Raw genomic sequence first — 18,115 nt, 5'->3', positions numbered from 1 at the left:
GCCTTGCGGTGCAGGAGCGCACTCACACCCTGCACCGCAAGCCAGTCACGCACGCAGCAGCGCAGCCTCCTGGGTCACCGCGTGGCGCGGGGCCGTACCGGCCGCGACGCGCGCCAGTTCGTCCAGGAGCAGCCGGCCGATGGCCCTGCGTTCCGTCCCGACCGTGCCGGCGACATGCCCCGTCAGCATCACGTTCGGCAGCGTGTACAGCGCGGAGTCGGGCGCCGGCGGCTCCGCGGCCGTCACGTCGAGCACCGCGTACAGGTCCGGGCGCTCGGTGAGGACCTGAAGCATGGCGGGCTCGTCGATCACCGCACCGCGCGCGGTGTTGATGAGCGTGGCTCCGCTGGGGAGCAGCCGCAACAGCTCACCGGTGATCAGGCCCTCGGTCCCGCCGGGGATCAGAGGGGTGTGGATGCTGAGGACGAGGGAGCGGGCCACCAGATCGGGCAGCTCGCCGATCCGCTCGGTACCCGCGGCGCGGAAGACGTCGTCGTCCTGGTACGGGTCCCAGGCCAGCGTGCGCGTCCTCAGCCGGGTGAGGTGGCCCGCCACCTTCTGCGCGATCGATCCGAACGAGACCAGACCGACCGTCTGCCCGTTGACGCCGGGTACCTCCTTCAGCGGCGGCAGCGTCTGCTCCCTCGGGATCCGCTGCGCACGCCGGTGCACGTCCTTGAGGGCCAGGACGGTCTGGGCGTAGACGTACTCGGCGACCGGCGCGTTATTGGCCTCGGCCGCGGACACCATGGTCAGACGACGCTTCCAGCAAGCCTCGGTGGTCAGCCGACGGATCGAGCCGGCCCCGTACAGCACGGTGTGCAACGCGGGCAGCTCGACGAGTACTTCTTCCGTGAGCCGGGGGGCGCCCCAGGAGATGACGAGCACTTCCGCCTCCGAGCGCCGGGGATGCGACAGCAGTTCCGCGGTGTCCGTGCAGTGGGCGACGACGTCGCCGATGCCGGTCAGCTCCCGCCATTCCGCCGGACCGAACAACTCCCCGCGCACCGTCGGGTCGAGCAGGACTGCCACGCGTGGGCGAGGTGACGGCCGGTCATGGGACATACGTACTCCAGGTGGTTGATGAGCCGAAGCAGTTTGTGTTCACATTGAATCGCAACGCATCAAGTGCTCGCTAGTTTTGTTCAGACTATGGCTCGGCTATTCAGCTTGGTGTAAGCATGTCCGCGCAGCGGAAGTGTCCGGCAGGCGACGTCATGCAGCCGCAGCGCTTTCCCCATGCCCCGCTCCCCGGACGTTTCCCCCCGGTCGGTGTGACCCGGCCGTAGCCCTGTCCGCACCGGCACGACCGCCCACCTTCCCGATCTTTAAGGAGCTGTCCCGTGGTTCAGTTGAGTCGTCGCTCCATGATCGCGTCAGCCGCAGGCGGCACCGCGGCCCTCTGGGTCTCGGCCGGAGCCGCCTCCGCCGAGCAGCGATCCACTCCGTCGGCAGCCCCGCTCGACCTGACGGGCCACGACCCCGTGGCCCTGCGCTGGCTCGAAGGCGGCACCCCGGCCCAACTCGCCGGCGGCACCACATGGGGCGTGCCCTGGCCCAGAGGAGCCTTCGCCCCCGACCAGGAGTTCGCCCTCACCACGGCGTCGGGCGAGGCCGTGCCCGTCCAGACCTGGCCCACGGGCTGGTGGCCGGACGGCTCGGTCAAGTGGACGGCGCACGCGATCGGCGACGCCGCGCCTCGCGACGAGACCTACCGGCTCGCCGCCGGCACCCCCGCCCGGCCGAAGAACACCGTCAGCGTGCACGCCGGACGCGACGACATCACCGTGAGCACCGGTGTGATCGACGTGGTGTTCCCCCGCAGCGGGGACCGAGTCGTCAAGGCCATCTACCGGGGCAGTACCGTCATCGCCAAGGACGGCCGCCTGGTCGCCTCCCGCCAGGACCGGCCCAGCACGGAGGGCTCCCCGGTGATCAGGGCGGAGGCATTCACGGGCTTCGTCACCTCGGTGCGCGTCGAACAGGCCGGGCCGGTGCGCGCGGTGGTGAAGGTGGAGGGCAAGCACCGCAAGGGACGGCGCGCCTGGCTGCCCTTCGTCCTGCGGTTCTCCCTGTACGCCGGTTCGGACGCCCTGCGCGCGGTGCACAGTTTCGTCTTCGACGGCAACGCTGACAAGGACTTCATCAACGGACTCGGTGTTCAGTTCAAAGTCCCGATGCGGGGACAGCTGCACGACCGGCACATCCGCCTCGCGGGCGAGGGCGAGGGTGTTCTCGCCGAAGCGGTCCGCGGCATCTCGGGCCTGCGCCGCGACCCGGGAGCGGCGGTCCGCGCGGCCCAGCGCGAAGGCAAGGCGACGCCCGACACCAGCACCTGGGACTCCCGCGTCACCTCCCGCCTGCAGTACATCCCCGCCTTCGGCGACTACAGCCTGCGCCAGCTCAACGCACACGGCTTCGAGATCCACAAGCGCACCGGGGCCGGGCACTCGTGGATCCGGGTCGACGGCGGCAAGCGCGCCGAAGGGCTCGGTTATGTCGGCTCCCCGTCCGGAGGACTCGCCTTCGGCATGCGTAACTTCTGGCAGCTGCACCCCACCGAACTGGAGGTCTCGGGAGCGGCGGGCGACGAGGCCACGGCCACCGTCTGGATGTGGTCGCCCCGAGCGAACGCGATGGACCTGCGCTTCTACCACGACGGCATGGGCCAGGACACCTTCGCGGAACAGCTGGAGGGCCTGGAGATCACCTACGAGGACTACGAGCCAGGTTTCGGCTCTCCCCATGGGGTGGCCCGTACCACGGAGCTGACCTTCTGGGCGCTCGGCGCCACACCCACCTCCGCCGGCTTCAGCGACCTGGCCGCCGCCAATTCCACACCACCGCTCCTGATCAGCAGCCCGCAGCACAACCACGCGGCAGGCGTCTTCGGCTCCTGGGCCCCCGTGGACCGCTCAGCCCCGGCAAAGGCCGCCCTGGAGGACAAACTAGACGCCATGCACCGCTACCACCGGGAGCAGGTCGACCAGCGGTCCTGGTACGGCTTTTGGGACTACGGCGACATCATGCACAGCTACGACTCGACCCGGCACGCCTGGTCGTACGACGTCGGCGGCTACGCCTGGGACAACTCCGAGCTCTCCACGGACCTGTGGCTCTGGTACCACTACCTGCGCACCGGTGACGCCAAGGCGTTCCGCTTCGCCGAGGCGATGACCCGGCACACCGGCGAGGTCGACGTGTACCACCTCGGCAAGTACCAGGGCCTGGGCACCCGGCACGGCGTGATGCACTGGGGCGACAGCGCCAAACAGGTGCGCATCAGCAACGCCGGCTACCGCCGCTTCTACTACTTCCTCACCGCCGATGAACGCGTCGGGGACCTGTTGCACGACCTGGTCGACTCCGACCGGTCCTTCCTGGTCCTCGATCCGGGCCGCAAGGTCAACGGCAGCAACGGCGTCTTCGACCCCGATCCGAAGGCCCTGGGCGTGGGCACCACCACCGACTGGGGAGCACTCGCCATGGCCTGGCTCACCGAGTGGGAGCGGAACGGAAACCCGATCGCCCGCACCAAGCTCATCAATGGCGCGCGGAGCATTGCCGCACTGCCCAACGGATGGGCGCAGGGCGGCGCCATCACCTACAACCTCGCCGACGGAACCTTCACCGGTCCGAGCGAGAAGAAGGTGTACGTCGGATCCCTCGGCTCTGTCTTCGGCCTGATCGAGGTGATGACCGAGCTCAACGAGTTGATCGACGACGCAGACGTGAAGGCGCAGTGGGTGAACTTCTGCCGCCTGTACAACTCCACCAAGGCCCAACAACGCGAAGCCACCGGCTCGGACTGGGGCAACCTCAATCTGAAGCAGGCCTACTCCCGCGCCACCGCCTACGCGGCGACCCAGTTGAGGGACGAGACCCTGGCCAAGCGAGCCTGGACGGAACTGCGCACCGGCCACGCGGGCTACCCCGACAGCCACTCCTTCGCATCGACCCGCATCGAAGGCCCAGAAGTCCTCAACCCGGTCGACGAGGCACGGCTGTCCACCAACGCCAGCGCCCAGTTCGGACTGGCGGCCATACAGTGCCTCGCCCTGGTGGGAGACGAGATCTGACCGGCCGGACCACAGGGGGAGGACCTCACAGGGCTCTCCCCGCCGCGGCCCACCCCTTGAACGAAGCAGTTATCTTTGCTTTATAATGCTTAATAACTGTTCGCTGGAGGATCAATGGCCGACATGCTCGTTGCGGAGCGATACGAGCAGATCGTCAGGGAGCTGGGTGCCTTCGGCGGCCTGAAGGTCACCGAGCTCGCCGCGCGCCTGGGCGTGTCACGGGCGACGGTCAGGCGGGACCTTCTCGACCTGGAGAGCGCCGGCCGCGTGATCCGCGTTCGAGGCGGGGCCATGCTCGCGCCCCAGGAATCCGGATCCGTCTCCCGCCCCGCAGGAGTCGCGCCCGCCGCCTCGACAGCGGCGGCCGACGCCCGCCGCCCCGCTCCTGAACGGCCGTTGGGCCTTCTGGTGCCGTCCGCCACGTACTACTACCCGAGGGTGGTAGAAGGCGTCCAGGCAGTGGTCGGCGAACGCCAGGCGCGCGTGATCATCAGCCTGAGCGGCTACGGCGAAGCCAATGACGCCCAGGCGATCGAGGAACTGGTGGCGGCAGGCGCCGTGGGCCTGCTGATCGCCTCTCCCGGCGGACACTACCTCTCGCCACAGACATTCGACCTCCTCACGGCCAGTGGCCTGCCGTTCGTGCTCATCGAACGCCAGCCGGCCGATGTGTACGCGCCCTGCGAGTTCGTGGTGACCGATCACCGGCAGGGCGCCTACACGGCGGTCCGTCATCTGGCGGACCAAGGCCATGACGCGGTGGCGCTGTTCACCAACGGCAGCCCCACCGCCGATCTGATCCGGGAGGGCCACACCGCGGCCGTCGAGCGTCTGGCGTTGAAGCCCACCGCCCCAGTCCTCGACAGCGGCTATCCCACGCTCGGCTCCGAGCAGGCGGACCAGTACTACGGCCAGTTCCTCGACGCCTGCCAGGAGAGCGGTGTCCGGGCCGCGCTGGTGCACTCCGACCACGACGCCATCGAACTGATGCGCCGTATGAGGGCGCGCGGACTGCGCGCTCCGCATGATCTTGCGTTGATCGCCTACGACGACGAGATCGCCGCCCTGGCCGACGTGCCGCTGACGTCCGTCGCACCGCCCAAGCACGAAGTCGGCGCCCACGCGGCACGGCTACTCCTCGATCGCCTCGACGCTCCCGACGCGGTCCCGATTCGCCAGATGTTCCTCCAGCCCCGGCTTGTCGTCAGGGCTTCGAGTGGTACAGCCCGTTCATGAGCCGCATTAGCGCTCGTCGGCCACCTCGACCTCCAGGCCGGTGTCTCGGCACTCCTGAAGGACCCGCTCGTCCGCCGAACGGCCGGTGACGAGGACGTCCGCCTGGTCGAGCTGGCAGACGGGCGCCAGCTCCACACGCCCGATCTTGGAACCGTCGGCGACCACGACGGTCCGGGCCGAAGAGCGCATCATCAACTGCTTCATCTCGGCCTCGGGCAGATTGAGATTGGTGACACCCCTGCTCGGGTGCACGCCGTTGCACCCCAGGAACACGGTGTCGGCGTTGATCTGCCCCAGGATGCCGCCGGCCAGCGGGTTGATCAGGGAGTGCTGCAGTGGACGCAGGGTGCCGCCCGAGACGACGACCGTGTAGCGGGGAACGGCTTGCTCCAGCACCAGCGCATGCGACAGGCCGTTGGTGATCACGACGACGTCCCGCAGATCCGCGCGTGCGACGAGGGCTTCGGCCACCGCCAGAGTGGTCGTGCCCGCGTCGAGGATGACGCTCTCCCCGGGGCTGACCATCTGCGCGGCGAGAAGGCCGATGGCGGCCTTCTCCTCGCCCGCCGCGTCCAGGGCTTCCTCAAAGGTCGACTCGATGGTCCCGCCTGCACGGCTTGCGGGCAGACCGGTCCGGTGAGTCGCCAGGGCGCCCCCGCGCACGCGGTGCAGTCGCCCCTGCTTCTCCAGAGAGTCCAGGTCCGCGCGCACGGTGACCCGCGAGATGCCGAACGCTTCGGCCAGATCACCGATGTGGACGAAGCCGTGCTTCTCCACGGTGGCCGCGATACGCAGGCGCCGCTCCTCAGCGGGTACGCCCTCAGACTCCAACATCATGACCGCACACTGGCGCAGACTGTTCGCGCTTGTCAATTCGCAAGGAATGGGTGGAGATGAGGGATTACAGGCGATCTAACTTTTCAATAGTTTCTCTTTCTTTCTGATTGACAAGTCCTTGTGGTGCTGGCGACGATGCGACAAGCCGATGAAGGGGACTTCCGTATGACGAAGACGCTGCGCGCCGCAGTGACCGTGCCCGTCGCACAAGGCGAGGAATGGTGGGGAGGCGCCGCCGCCGACGGCCTGGCCATGCCCCTCCGGGCCGGCTACAGAGCGGACCTGCACGACCTGGAAGGCAACCAGGGAATGCCCCTGCTGCTGTCCACCCACGGCAGACACATCTGGTCCGACCGGCCGTTCACCGTAGAGGTCACCGAAGCATCCCTGAACCTGCACGCCGACCCGTCCGCCGGTGTGCTGCTGGACCAAGGCCACCGCGATCTCGCCGGCGCCTTCCGTTCACTGATGACGAGACACTTCCCGCCCCAGGGCGGCCTGCCCGATCCACTGCTCTTCACCGCCCCGCAGTACAACCTGTGGATCGAACTCCTCTTCAACCCCACCCAGCAGGGCGTCCTCGACTACGCCCAGGCCATCCTGGATCACGGGTTCCCTCCGGGCATCCTCATGATCGATGACCGGTGGCACGAGGAGTACGGGAACTGGACGTTCCACAGCGGGCGCTTCCCCGACCCCGCCGCGATGCTGAAGCAGCTCCACGACATGGGCTTCAAGACAATGCTGTGGATCATCCCCTACCTCACTCCCGACTCCGAAGTCTTCCGGGAACTGCGCCGGGACGGCCTGCTGCTGCATGACCGGCACGGCCGCCCGGCCATAGGAGAGTGGTGGAACGGCTTCGGCGCGGCCCTCGATCTGCTCAACCCGCACGCCCTGCGCTGGCTGAAGCGCAGGCTCGAAAAACTGCGAGGGCTCGGCGTCGACGGCTTCAAGTTCGACGGGGGAGAGCCGCGCTTCTACGCCGCACTGGGGTGCGCCGACCCGCACGCCTACACCGTCGCCTGGAACAGATTCGGGACGGGCTACCCGCTCAACGAGTTCCGTGACGCCTGGCTCGCCGCGAATCTTCCGCTCGCCCAGCGGCAGCGGGACAAAGGCCACCAGTGGAGCGGTCCCGACGGCCTCGCCGCCCTCGTACCCAACGCCCTGGCCCAGTCCCTGACCGGTCATGCCTACGTGTGCCCCGACATGATCGGGGGAGGGGAGTACCAGTCCTTCACCAGCAGAGGGTTCGACGCCGAACTGTTCGTCCGCTATGCCCAGGCGGCGGCGCTGTTCCCGATGATGCAGTTCTCCGCAGCCCCCTGGCGCCTGCTGTCCGAAGAGCATCTCGGCCTGTGCAGGGACGCGGCCACCCTGCACCACCGCATGGGGACGGAGATCCTCGACCTCGCCCGCCTCTCGTCCCGCACCGGGGAGCCCATCATCAGGCCCCTCGAGTACGACCATCCCGGGCACGGATACGCACAGGTCACCGACCAGTTCAAGCTCGGCCCCGACATCCTCGTCGCACCAGTCCTCACCGCAGGCGCCGTGCAGCGGACCGTCGTCCTCCCTCCCGGCCACTGGCGGGCCGACGACGGCGAGGAGTACGAGGGCCCCGACACCCTGGAGATCCACGCGCCGCTCACCCGGCTGCCGTGGTTCAGACGTACAGCGTGACGCAACGCAACCGAAGACCCCGTACACCGGCGACAACACACGAGACGAGGGCGACATGACCGAACAACCGGCGCCGCACGGCCAAAACCAGCAGCCGATCGACCGCCCCGCGTACGAGTACTCGCCCTGGCGCTTCTGGTCGGAGGCCACCGACGAGGAACGCGACCGGCAGACCGCACTCCAGGCCAGACTCACGACGCGAGCCGACTGCACCATCGAAGAGCAATGCTTCGTGTCCTCCCTCGCCTCCGTGCAGAACACGGACCTGCGCCTTGGCCGCGGCAGCTACATCGCAGCAGGGGCCTACCTCACCGATGCCCTGACCACCGGCAGCGAGTGCACCATCAACGCGTACACCGTGGTCCGGGGCCGGGTGACACTCGGCGACTCGGTCCGTATCGGCGCCCACACCTCCCTTCTCGGCTTCAACCACACGTACGCCGACCCCGACGTCGAAGTCCACCGGCAGCCGCTCACCAGCCAGGGAATCGAGATAGGCGACGACGTGTGGGTGGGATCGCACGCCGTGATCCTGGACGGGGTGCGTATCGGAGACCGCGCGGTGGTCGCCGCCGGCGCGGTCGTGACGAAGAACGTGCCGGCCGGCGCCGTCGTCGGCGGCAATCCGGCGCGGGTCCTCAAATGGCGCGTTCCCCCGACGCCGAGCGCCGGATCCGCACAGGCGGACGATCTGGCCGCTCTGACGGCCCGGTGGGCCGACACGGCCCGCCGACAGGCCGAGGAGATCCTCGACCGGTGCTTTGTTCCCTCACCCGACGGCGGCTTCTTCGTCGACACCCCACAGTCACCGCCGAGTGTGCGCGCTCAGTGCGACGCCATCGAGATCGCGAATCTCTTGTGGGACAGTGCCCCCGGCCAACTGCCCGTGGCGGCCCAGACCGAGCGGCTGAGGCAGTGGCAGGACCCGGTCACGGGAATGGTCGCGCCTCTCCTCGAGGACGGCACTCAACGGCAGCCCCGGCCAGGCCTGTTCGACCAGGAAGCCGCCTACCACGTGCTGAGCGTGGGCTACGCGCTCGACCTCCTGGGAAGTAGCTTCCGGCTGCCCGTCCGCGTGGTGGCCGAAGCCCACCCCGAGGAAATCATCGAAGGGCTGGCCCAGCAGCCGTGGGACGGCGGCGCGTGGGCGGCAGGACACTGGGTCGACGTACTCGGCACAGCAATCCACTGGAACCGGAGGCTGGGCGAACCAGGCCGGGCCGGGGCCACCGAGGCACTCTTCGGATGGCTGTCCACCCGTGCCGACCCGAGAACGGGCATGTGGGGTTCACCCCGGCACGAGGACGGGCTGCTACAGATCGTCAACGGCTTCTACCGGGCCTCCAGAGGTACCTTCGCCCAGTTCGGCCTGCCGCTGCCGTACCCGGAACGCGTCATCGACACCGTCCTTACCCACGCCCGTGACCCCCGCGTCGTCCGCCCCGACCGGCACAACGCATGCAACATCCTGGACATCGCCCACCCACTGTGGCTCACCCGGAGCACGGGCTACCGTGAGGCCGAAGTGACCGGCCTCGCTCGAGGGCTGCTGCGCGCAGCGCTCGGTCACTGGACGGACCACCAGGGCTTCGGCTTCCGCGCACCGGGCGGCGACACGCTGAGTCGTCCCTCCACCACACCCGGCTTGCAGGGTACGGAGATGTGGCTTGCGGTCATTTGGTACCTCGCCGATCTCGCGGGAGTCACAGAGGCATTGGGGTACAGACCGCGTGGCGTACACCGCCCGGAACCGGCGACTGTGCTCCCGTGACGGCGCGCAGGAGCGCTTGCCGCCACGGGACCGGTCAGCGTACGAAGTGCGCGGGCACGAGCCGCTGGCGGCGCAGCTCAGCGGTGACAAGGGACGCGAACTGCAGAGCGCCGTAGGACGACGTGTGGGTGTTGTCCCCGTTGACGTTCGTCAGGAAGAGGTCCTTGGACGCCTCGACGCCCAGGCGCTCGACGAGCTCCTTGCTCAGCTGGGTCAGGTCGATGAGCGGGACGTCCAGCTCCGCGGCCACGGCGCGCATCTCGACCGGCAGGTTGGCCGCCATGACGTGCAGGGCGACCGAGTTGAGCGTGCCGTCGGAGTTGAAGCGGCGGCGGACGATCGGTGTCACGAAGACCGGTTGGCCGCCCTTGGCGACGACCCGCTCGGCCATCGTGGTGAGGTTGGCGCGGTAGGTCTCCGCCGAGGTGCTCTTGTCGTTGTGCGCGAGCTGGATGAGAACGAGGTCGCCACGGCGGATACGGGACTCGACCGCGTCGAACAGCAGCGGATTGTCGAGAACGCTCTGGCTCGACTCACCGGAGTCCGCGTAGTTGGCGACGGCGACCCTGCCCCTGAGCAACTGCGGGAGCTCCTGACCCCATCCCGTGTACGGAGCTCCCGGCTGATCGCACACAGTCGAGTCCCCGACCAGCAGGATCTGCGGCGCCTGCCGGGCCGGGGTCACGTGCAAGCCGGCGAGCCGGGGAGCGGAACCGCCGAAGTGCAGGTCCAGCCCTGGGCTTCCCACGGCGCCCGTCGGTTCGGCCTCGGCCTCGCGGACGTTCACCGTGAAGGTCCGCAGCACGTGCTCACCGGCCGCGGTACCGGTCTCGGCGAGCATGGTGCGGCGGGCTTCCGCCGACACACTGGTGCTTCCCTCGGCGGTACCGCCCAGCAGCACGGACACCTGGTAGTTGCCGGGGGGCACGTCGAAGTGGCAGGTGATCGGAGTCGTTCCCGCGCAATTGTCCGGCAGACGCAGCGGCGCTCCGCCGTGGGCCTGGGCCGGCACGGCGAGTACACCTCCGAATGTGGTGAGCGCGGACACCACGGCCGCACACCCGAGTGCGCGGCGAACCCTTCTGCTGACTGCCATGTTCCCTGTCCCTTCGCGATATGACGGAAGGCTCTCCTCAGCGATGGCTGAGCCCGTCTACGAGACTGACGCGAGCTGAATCAACCGTCAATATCTGTGCATAGTTGAATCTCTTCAAAGCAAGTTGCATCAATATTGGCGGTCTTCCTTGTAGACTCGGACACCATGGCCCTCTTCGATCTCCCCCTTACCGAACTGCGCACGTACCAGAGCGCGTCAGCGATGCCCGACGACTTCGACGACTTCTGGGCTCAGACCTTGAAGGAGGCCCGTCGACACGACCTGAACCCTCGCTTCGCGCCGGTCGAGACCGGGCTGGAGACAGTGCGCGTCCTCGACGTGACGTTCAACGGCTTCGGTGGACACCCCGTCAAGGGCTGGCTCGCCCTGCCTGCCGCAGTGACCGAGCCGCTGCCCGCCGTCGTGCAGTTCATCGGCTACGGCGGAGGCCGGGGCCTGCCCCACACACACCTGCTGTGGGCCTCGACCGGACGTGCGCACTTCGTGATGGACACGCGAGGTCAGGGCACCAGGCCGACGAGTGTCGGCGACACGCCGGACCCGGCCGGGACGGGCCCTTCGGGGGCAGGGTTCATGACACGGGGCATCGAGGCGCCGGAGACCTACTTCTACCGGCGGGTCTTCACCGACGCAGTCAGGGCGGTGGAGGCCGCCCGAGCTCATCCGCTGACCCAGGAGACCCGCACCACCGTCCTGGGGACCAGCCAGGGAGGTGGCATAGCACTTGCCGTGGGCGGCCTGGTCCCCGACCTTGCAGCGGTCCTGCCCAACGTGCCCTTCCTGTGCGACTTTCCACGGGCGACGACACTCACCAACCGCCACCCCTACCGCGAGATCGGCGACTATCTGAGCGCACATCGCGGGAAGACCGGGCAGGTTCACACCACGCTGTCGTACTTCGACGGTGTTCACTTCGCCTCCCGCGCCACAGCCCCCACCCTGTTCAGCACTGCCCTGGAGGACCGCACCTGCCCCCCGTCCACGGTGTTCGCGGCCTACAACGCGTGGGCCCACCCGGACAAAGAGATCGAGGTGTACGACTTCAACGACCACGAGGGCGGCGGCCCGTACCACGACGCGGCAGCCATGAGGTGGCTCGCGGATCGCTGCTGACGCCATCGCGCGAGCCGATTCCCCGCCGAAGCACAGACCGGAGCCAGAAGAAGCAACCCTGCGGCACCAGCAGCCACACCGTCGACGGATCGCAGCCGTACGTCGCGCCGTCACGGCGCCCTCTCGGCATCGAGGCGCGCGACTCGGTGCGCTGGGCCCGCACCAGCAGACGGCGGAGTGATGCGACTGAGGACAGGAGGTGGCGGGCGCGGCCCGAAAGACGCCCGCCACCCTCGTTCCTGCTCCGGCCGCAGCTAGGCGCGGAGACGCCGGGCTCTACGCCTCGGTCACCCGTACATTGTCGAATCCCCATGTGGCGCCGGAGGCACCTACGCCCGCGTAGCCGTAGGGGGAGGTCGAGTCGTTGACGTCGATGACGGGGCTGGTCTCGTCATCGACGTAGACCTTGATGTTGCTGCCCTGGGTCACGACTCGCAGATGGTGTGACGTGCTCCAGTCCGTGGCGCGCGTGGCGGAGGCCAGAATCACCACGCTGGCTGCGCCGCGGCCGAGTTCGATCTTGCCGCTGTACTGCCAGTCGACGAAGTAGCCGCCCGTATTGATGGTGTCGCCCTGGGCGGGCTTCCTGAACAGAATGGCCGCCCAGTTCTGTCCGCTGCCGTCGTAGCTGATGTCCGCCTCGTAGGTGGCGTCCTGCCAGACCTTGCCGGTGATGGTGGACGCGTATCGCCAGGAGTTGCTGCCGCCGACGGTGGTTTGGTGGTAGATGCCGTTGCTGACCGACCAGGCACCGGTGCCGGCGGTCCAGTTGCCGGCGCCGCTGCTGAAGTCGTCGAAGAAGTTGCCGCCGGTGACCAGTTCCAGGGTCAGGTCGGTGCTGACGGTGCTCCCCTTTTGCACCGTGACGTCTTCGATGACGGCATCGGTGAAATTGGTCTTGCTCGCGGTCACCGTGTAGGAGTCGGCGAAGACGTTGTTGAAGACGAACGAGCCGTTGACGTCGGTGGTCGTGGTGTAGGTGCGCGACGCGGAGGCGATGCTCACGTCCACAGCGGCAAGGAGGCTGCCGTAGCTGGCCGTCACGGTGCCGGAGATGCTGCCGAGCTGGTCGGAGACCTCGAAGGCGAAGGGCTCGCTGGTCACACCGTTGAGGGTGGCGACAATGGTGCCCGTACCGACACTGCCTGGAGTGAGGATGCTGCCCGACAGGGTGGCGTGCGAGGATCCGGAGGCGATGCGCCAGCTGACGGTGGCGGCGTCGAGGCAGTGCGGATACGTTCGGGTGTCGGTGCCAGCGAGCAGCAGGTTCTCCAGGTCGTAGGAGTCACCGTTCTCGGCCACGAGCAGGGGCGCTCCGGAGATCTCGAGGGTCTCCAGCGTCGCGGAGGACGCGGCCACGGTCTGGCCCGGACGGTAGTAGCGCAGCCCCACGTCCACGGCCGGGTCGTCGAAGTGCGACGGGTCGATCGTGGTGCTCGAGGGGGTTTTGCCGACGCCGACCTGACCCATGGGGTGGTAGCCGCCCTGGGTGTAGTTCTGCATGGCGAAGCGCAGGCTGGGCACGTTGCCGGCAGGGTCGAGCACGGCCAGCTGGATGACGTAGGTCTTACGGTTCGCCACCGTGGTCGGCAGGGTGAACGTGCCGGTCTCGGTGTGTTCGGCCGGCGCGGTGGTGTATTCGGCGACGGCCTCGCTCCAGGTACCGTTTTTCTTCTTGTCGAAGGCGGGGTAGCCGCTGCCGGGCTGCCAGGCGGTGATGTCGGTGTTGGCGAACGTGTCGCTCCACACGATCTCGCCCGTGGCCGGGTTCTTGAGGCTGACCTGGACGGGCCAGTTGTAGTACATCGGCGCGGCGCCGGTGTTCTTCACGGTGAACGACACGTCGAACGGCACACCCGGGTCGATGCGCTTGGGGTAGCTGAACGACGAGATGACGTAGCGGTAGCCCAGCGCCTTCTGGATCTTCTCGGCACCAATGTCGATGGCGGCCTTGTTCGCGAGGTAGGCCTCACGGCCGCCTTCCGCATCGAAGGAGGTCCACCGCGAGCCGTAGCTGTAGTCGCCCACCCAGGTGTAGTAGACAGCGTGGGCCGAACGGGCCAGGTTCGCGGTGTTGTTGCAGTAGTCCTCGTCGCCGCAGGTCTCACGCGTGTTGACGCCATGAACCGCGAAGCCGTTGTAGTCATAAGCGGGTTCACCGCCGATGGGCTTGGAGTCCCAGTTGGGTGCGGTGATCAGGTCGCCGATGCTGTCGTTGTAGTGGCCGAACTGGCTGTAGTCGGCCCACATGCCCTTGTCGTAGTAGCGGACCTGAACGTGCTTGTTGGTGAAGTACTGATTGAAGTAGGTCTCCAGGTTCGGCGGTTGAGCCGTCCCGTGCTGCTCGCCCCAGAGGCCGAAGATCCCCATCTGGACGTAGGCAACGCGCGGATCGTCGTCCCACAGCGTGCCCAGCCGCTGGATCATCCGCTGCAGACGCGCGTCGAAAGCGGCACTGGTGAAGTTGCCCGCGGCGAGGTCGGCGGGCCAGTGATCGCCGCCCAGCCCATAGAAGCTGCCCGTATTGCCGGAGGTCTCAGCGGGGAACCGCAGGTACAGACGAGGGATCACCTTGATCCCGTACTCCTCGTAGGAGCGCCACACGCCGTTGGCGTCCTTGCCGCGCCACCGCTGGTCCAGGTATGCGGCGATCTTGTCGACCCCGTCGTCCTCGTCGTCCTCCAGGTGGTCCCACGGGATGTAGGTCATCATCATCGTGGCCCACGGCATGTAGTCGAACGGCTGGTCCTCCGCGCAGTCGGGATCCGTGGTGTTGACGAAGAAGTCCTTGGCCACCAAGCCCATCAGAGGGTTCCTCAGAGCACCGGAGTACTCCACGGGGACGATCTCGGCGAGGTTGCTCTGAGCGGTCGTGGCGGCGTGGGCCCGAGTCTGTACCCCCAGTCCCGCGGAGACGAGAGATGCGGCCGCGAGCCGTCCGAGGCTGCGTCTGCTGAGGGGAGAGGTCATGATCAACCGCCTTACGGATCGGATGCTGGCTGAGCTGTCCCGGCCCGGGCAGTGCGGGGTAGGAATGCGGGCAGGCTGCGGCCGGCAGTTGGGAGGGGGAGTGGGTGCCGTGGGGCACGCAGGAACTGCTACGGGCGCGAGGTGGTGCTGGTGCGAAGGGGTAGGTTCACGCTTGTTGGCGGCTCGGCCATTAGCTGCCCCCGATACGCAGACCCTGAGCATCGGGGGCAGCTGTCAGACTCAGGAGAAGTTCCAGACGGCCGGGTCGGGGTGACCGAACCTCGGCGTCTGGTGCTTCTGATGGCCTGCACGGAAGACCACGTGGCGGCGTTGGCGTGTACCGTTCCACGCTACGACTGTATGGATCCGTTCGTTTTGGTGTCAAGGTGCGTGCACACTCTGCATGGCGGGGTCAGGGAGACTGCTCAGCTTTCTGGACCACGTCCGGTGGAGGACAGGCTTAAAAGAGCGCAGCCCGGAGTTGAGCGCGGCGACCACGCCCCGCCAGGGCGATGCAGAGGTCTTGTCTGACCTTGCGCGAATGTGCTCACATATTCGGCGGGCAGGCGTGCACTGTTCCACGCTACGGGTGGCGGGGACACCGTGGAGCCTGTCCCGTAGGCCGCGTTGTGTTGGCCCTGGTGCCGGCCACCGGACGACGGCACCCCTCTCCCCGCCGTGCATCTTCCACGGTTAGCCGTCCCTGGCGCCGTCCACTCCCGCTTTCCCCTTCGTTCCCTTATCGGAGCCGCATCCCATGTTCCTTCCGAGACCCCCGCACAGGTTCCTCCGAGCGCTGGTCGCTTCGTGCCTGGCCGCAGGCTGCCTTTCCGCCGTGACCTCCCTGCCCGCCGTAGCGGCGGGGAGCGGCGTACAGTCCACCGGCGTCGTGGTGGTGGCCAAGGGTGCCCTGGACCACGTCGTCTACAACGTGGGCACCAGCACCATCCAGGTGTGGTCCGGCACAACCGTGGCCGAGCTGCTCAGTGACATCACCACGCCCGACGGGGCGGCGCAGACGCGCAGCGTCGTCGACAGCGCCGGCACCGCGAAGACCGAGGGCGTGGTGAGCGCCGGTGACCGTCTGGAGGTGGTGGCCGAGGACGGTGTCACATCGGGCAGCTACGAACTGACGATCCACGACACCAAGGCGCGCAAGCGCGACGGCGTGTACTGGAACCACCCCCTGTACGACAAGACCGACAGCACGGTCAACAGCCACACCCCGGTGTTCCCCAACCGCGTCTGCGATGTGACCAGTTCGACGTACGAGTCGCTGGTCCGGGTGGCGACGGAAACCTACGCCACGGGCAACGAAGCGGGCGTCGCCTCCCAGACGTCATCGCCGCTGGTCTACGCGTCCCAGGACGTCTGGTTCTACGGCGACGCCATCAACGCCGCGATCAAGGACTGCCATGACGCGGGCGGCGGCATCGTCGCGATTCCGGCTGGCGCCTCACTCAACAGCGACGGCGCCTACTACTCCGGCGCGATCAACCTGCTGAGCAACGTGAACCTGCGCATCGACACCGGTGCCGTCGTCAAGTTCATGCGGAACAAGACCAACGAGTACTACCCGGTTGTGCCCACGAGCTACGAGGGCACGGACCTGTACAACTACTCGCCGTTCGTCTACGCCCTGAACCAGCACGACATCGCCATATCCGGCGGTGGCACCCTCGACGGCCAGGAAGACATGTGGAACTGGCGCCCCTGGAAGAAGGGTTACTGGGGTGAGCCGTCCGTCGAGAACACCAGTACCACCGCGTCGTACGGCGAGAACGGCATTCTCAACCAGATGAACTTCGACGACCTGCCTGTCGAAGAACGCATCTTCACCGACGACGGCCAACTCCCCGACACCATCCCGGTCGTGGACGGCGATACAGTGCGCCACGTCGCACCGCCGGAGGGAGCGAAGGCCCTGAAGTCGACCTTCCGCCCCAACTTCATCGAGACCAACGACTCCTCGGACGTACTGATCGAAGGAGTGAAGATCCGCAACACTCCGTTCTGGATCGTCCACCCACTCAGCTCCACCAACGTTCTCATCAGAGATCTCGACATCTACAGCAACAAGACACTGAATTACGAACGCACGGGCTGGAACAACGACGACGGCATCGACCCCGAATCCAGCCGAAACGTCGTCATGGAGAACAACACCGTCACCACCAGCGACGACGGCGCCGCCATCAAGGCCGGCCGTAACGTCAACGGCCGCGAGCATCGTGCTGCCAGCGAGAACATCATCATCCGCGATTCCGTCTACCGCAACGACGGCGGAGGATCTTCCGCCATCTCCATGGGCAGCGAGATGTCGGGCAGCATTCGCAACGTCTTCATTCACGACACTGTCTTTGGCGGCCCGGGACTCGTCATGGCTCTGAAGATGAAGACCAACGCCGTCCGAGGGGGCGTCGTCGAGAACATCTACATGCGCGACTGTACCTTGGAGAAGGCGTCGTACGGACTCGTGAACGTCGACAGCGACTATCCCGAGACCGTCCCGATCCCGAACGCCGATGTCTTCAACCCGACGGTCCGCAACATCTACATCGACAACGTCGACACAGCATCGACTATGACGGCAGGCAAGACCACCTTCATCTTCTCCAGCGCCGCGGCGCGTTCTCCCGTCGAGAACGTCTACTACCGCAACTCGGTCTTCCACACCACGAGCACACTGGCCGCCGGATTCTCCAAGACCAAGAACATCAAGAACTTCGTCGTCCAGAACGTGAACTACATCAATCCCTCTACCGGAGCCACCACCCGATACGACACCACGCCGTTGAACCTGCTGGACACAACGGTGGCTCAGACCGAGGCCGGGACGAGCATGCCCCTGACTGCCTCATCGATCGCCCAGCCCAACACGATCACCGCTCTTCCGTCCGGGGCGTTTCGCATAGCCGGCCAGATCGATCTCGCGCGCTATCCGACGTTTCTCACCGGGGGCGTGATCAGAGTCTTCGTCGACCGCTCCAGCACCGCGGTCGCAGTGACGGTGAACAGCGACGGGTCCTTCGTCAGCGGTCCGATCACTCTTGACGACTCCCAGAGCTGGTACACCGACCGGCACTACGTGGCCGTCAACTTCTACAACGGAATCAACATGAACACGATGGTCTACCAGGTCGCTACCGAGGACACCGAGTAGAAACGAGCCTGGCGAGCGCGGCGCGGCCCCTTGAACCCGCAGGGGGCCGCGACCGGCGTTCGGCCAGCAACAACCTGTCGTTCATGAGCGTGAGTTGGATGATTCCGCACCTCGTAGGCGGCGCTTGGCGTCTGTTTGCCAGT

Annotated in this window: 10 protein-coding genes; 6 read left to right on the top strand and 4 right to left on the bottom strand. The window is 67.2% G+C overall.

Annotation, left to right across the window (positions count from 1 at the left end):
• Positions 1 to 45: 45 nt before the first annotated feature.
• Positions 46 to 1,032, bottom strand: a complete 987-nt coding sequence (locus tag ACFV5H_RS26840; RefSeq protein WP_385197623.1) for a hydroxyacid dehydrogenase — start codon at positions 1,030 to 1,032, stop codon at positions 46 to 48.
• 311 nt (positions 1,033 to 1,343) lie between these two features.
• On the opposite strand from ACFV5H_RS26840, the gene ACFV5H_RS26835 reads away from it, so the two are divergent.
• Both ACFV5H_RS26835 and ACFV5H_RS26830 read left to right on the top strand, forming a co-directional pair.
• The gene (locus ACFV5H_RS26835; RefSeq protein ID WP_385197622.1) at positions 1,344 to 4,079 is read left to right on the top strand and encodes a Tat pathway signal sequence domain protein; all 2,736 of its coding nucleotides are present in this window, start codon (positions 1,344 to 1,346) and stop codon (positions 4,077 to 4,079) included.
• A gap of 114 nt (positions 4,080 to 4,193) precedes the next feature.
• Positions 4,194 to 5,315 (top strand): substrate-binding domain-containing protein, encoded by a 1,122-nt coding sequence (locus ACFV5H_RS26830; protein ID WP_385197620.1) that lies wholly within the window; start codon positions 4,194 to 4,196, stop codon positions 5,313 to 5,315.
• 6 nt (positions 5,316 to 5,321) lie between these two features.
• On the opposite strand, the gene ACFV5H_RS26825 is transcribed toward ACFV5H_RS26830, so the two are convergent.
• Positions 5,322 to 6,152: a DeoR/GlpR family DNA-binding transcription regulator gene (locus ACFV5H_RS26825; protein ID WP_385197618.1), complete on the bottom strand. Its 831-nt coding sequence runs from the start codon at positions 6,150 to 6,152 to the stop codon at positions 5,322 to 5,324.
• A 165-nt stretch (positions 6,153 to 6,317) separates the two neighbouring features.
• On the opposite strand from ACFV5H_RS26825, the gene ACFV5H_RS26820 reads away from it, so the two are divergent.
• Positions 6,318 to 7,838, top strand: a complete 1,521-nt coding sequence (locus ACFV5H_RS26820; RefSeq protein WP_385197616.1) for a glycoside hydrolase family 31 protein — start codon at positions 6,318 to 6,320, stop codon at positions 7,836 to 7,838.
• A gap of 55 nt (positions 7,839 to 7,893) precedes the next feature.
• The gene (locus tag ACFV5H_RS26815) at positions 7,894 to 9,609 is read left to right on the top strand and encodes an acyltransferase (protein ID WP_385197614.1); all 1,716 of its coding nucleotides are present in this window, start codon (positions 7,894 to 7,896) and stop codon (positions 9,607 to 9,609) included.
• Positions 9,610 to 9,643: 34 nt separating this feature from the next.
• Here the strand turns inward: ACFV5H_RS26815 and ACFV5H_RS26810 are convergent, their stop codons facing one another.
• Positions 9,644 to 10,705, bottom strand: a complete 1,062-nt coding sequence (locus ACFV5H_RS26810) for a rhamnogalacturonan acetylesterase (protein ID WP_385197612.1) — start codon at positions 10,703 to 10,705, stop codon at positions 9,644 to 9,646.
• A gap of 165 nt (positions 10,706 to 10,870) precedes the next feature.
• Here ACFV5H_RS26810 and ACFV5H_RS26805 point away from each other — a divergent pair, with 165 nt between their 5' ends.
• The gene (locus ACFV5H_RS26805) at positions 10,871 to 11,839 is read left to right on the top strand and encodes an acetylxylan esterase (RefSeq protein WP_385197610.1); all 969 of its coding nucleotides are present in this window, start codon (positions 10,871 to 10,873) and stop codon (positions 11,837 to 11,839) included.
• Positions 11,840 to 12,115: 276 nt separating this feature from the next.
• Here ACFV5H_RS26805 and ACFV5H_RS26800 read toward each other — a convergent pair whose 3' ends face one another.
• On the bottom strand, positions 12,116 to 14,809 hold the full coding sequence (locus ACFV5H_RS26800; RefSeq protein WP_385197608.1) for a carboxypeptidase regulatory-like domain-containing protein: 2,694 nt from the start codon (positions 14,807 to 14,809) through the stop codon (positions 12,116 to 12,118).
• 835 nt (positions 14,810 to 15,644) lie between these two features.
• Between ACFV5H_RS26800 and ACFV5H_RS26795 the strand changes: the two genes are divergently transcribed.
• On the top strand, positions 15,645 to 17,972 hold the full coding sequence (locus tag ACFV5H_RS26795) for a glycoside hydrolase family 28 protein (RefSeq protein WP_385197607.1): 2,328 nt from the start codon (positions 15,645 to 15,647) through the stop codon (positions 17,970 to 17,972).
• Positions 17,973 to 18,115: the final 143 nt, after the last annotated feature.

It is taken from the genome of Streptomyces sp. NPDC059787, assembly GCF_042732315.1.
GTDB lineage: Bacteria > Actinomycetota > Actinomycetes > Streptomycetales > Streptomycetaceae > Streptomyces > Streptomyces atrovirens.
The sequence above is the reverse complement of the archived record's forward strand: the minus strand, read 5'-3'. Positions and strand labels throughout refer to the sequence as shown.

Excerpts from the sequence above, each read along its gene's own strand:
- ACFV5H_RS26830 (WP_385197620.1), top strand. The coding sequence starts at position 4,194 with ATGGCCGACATGCTCGTTGCGGAGCGATACGAGCAGATCGTCAGGGAG.
- ACFV5H_RS26825 (WP_385197618.1), bottom strand. The coding sequence starts at position 6,152 with ATGATGTTGGAGTCTGAGGGCGTACCCGCTGAGGAGCGGCGCCTGCGT.
- ACFV5H_RS26820 (WP_385197616.1), top strand. The coding sequence starts at position 6,318 with ATGACGAAGACGCTGCGCGCCGCAGTGACCGTGCCCGTCGCACAAGGC.
- ACFV5H_RS26815 (WP_385197614.1), top strand. The coding sequence starts at position 7,894 with ATGACCGAACAACCGGCGCCGCACGGCCAAAACCAGCAGCCGATCGAC.
- ACFV5H_RS26810 (WP_385197612.1), bottom strand. The coding sequence starts at position 10,705 with ATGGCAGTCAGCAGAAGGGTTCGCCGCGCACTCGGGTGTGCGGCCGTG.
- ACFV5H_RS26805 (WP_385197610.1), top strand. The coding sequence starts at position 10,871 with ATGGCCCTCTTCGATCTCCCCCTTACCGAACTGCGCACGTACCAGAGC.
- ACFV5H_RS26800 (WP_385197608.1), bottom strand. The coding sequence starts at position 14,809 with ATGACCTCTCCCCTCAGCAGACGCAGCCTCGGACGGCTCGCGGCCGCA.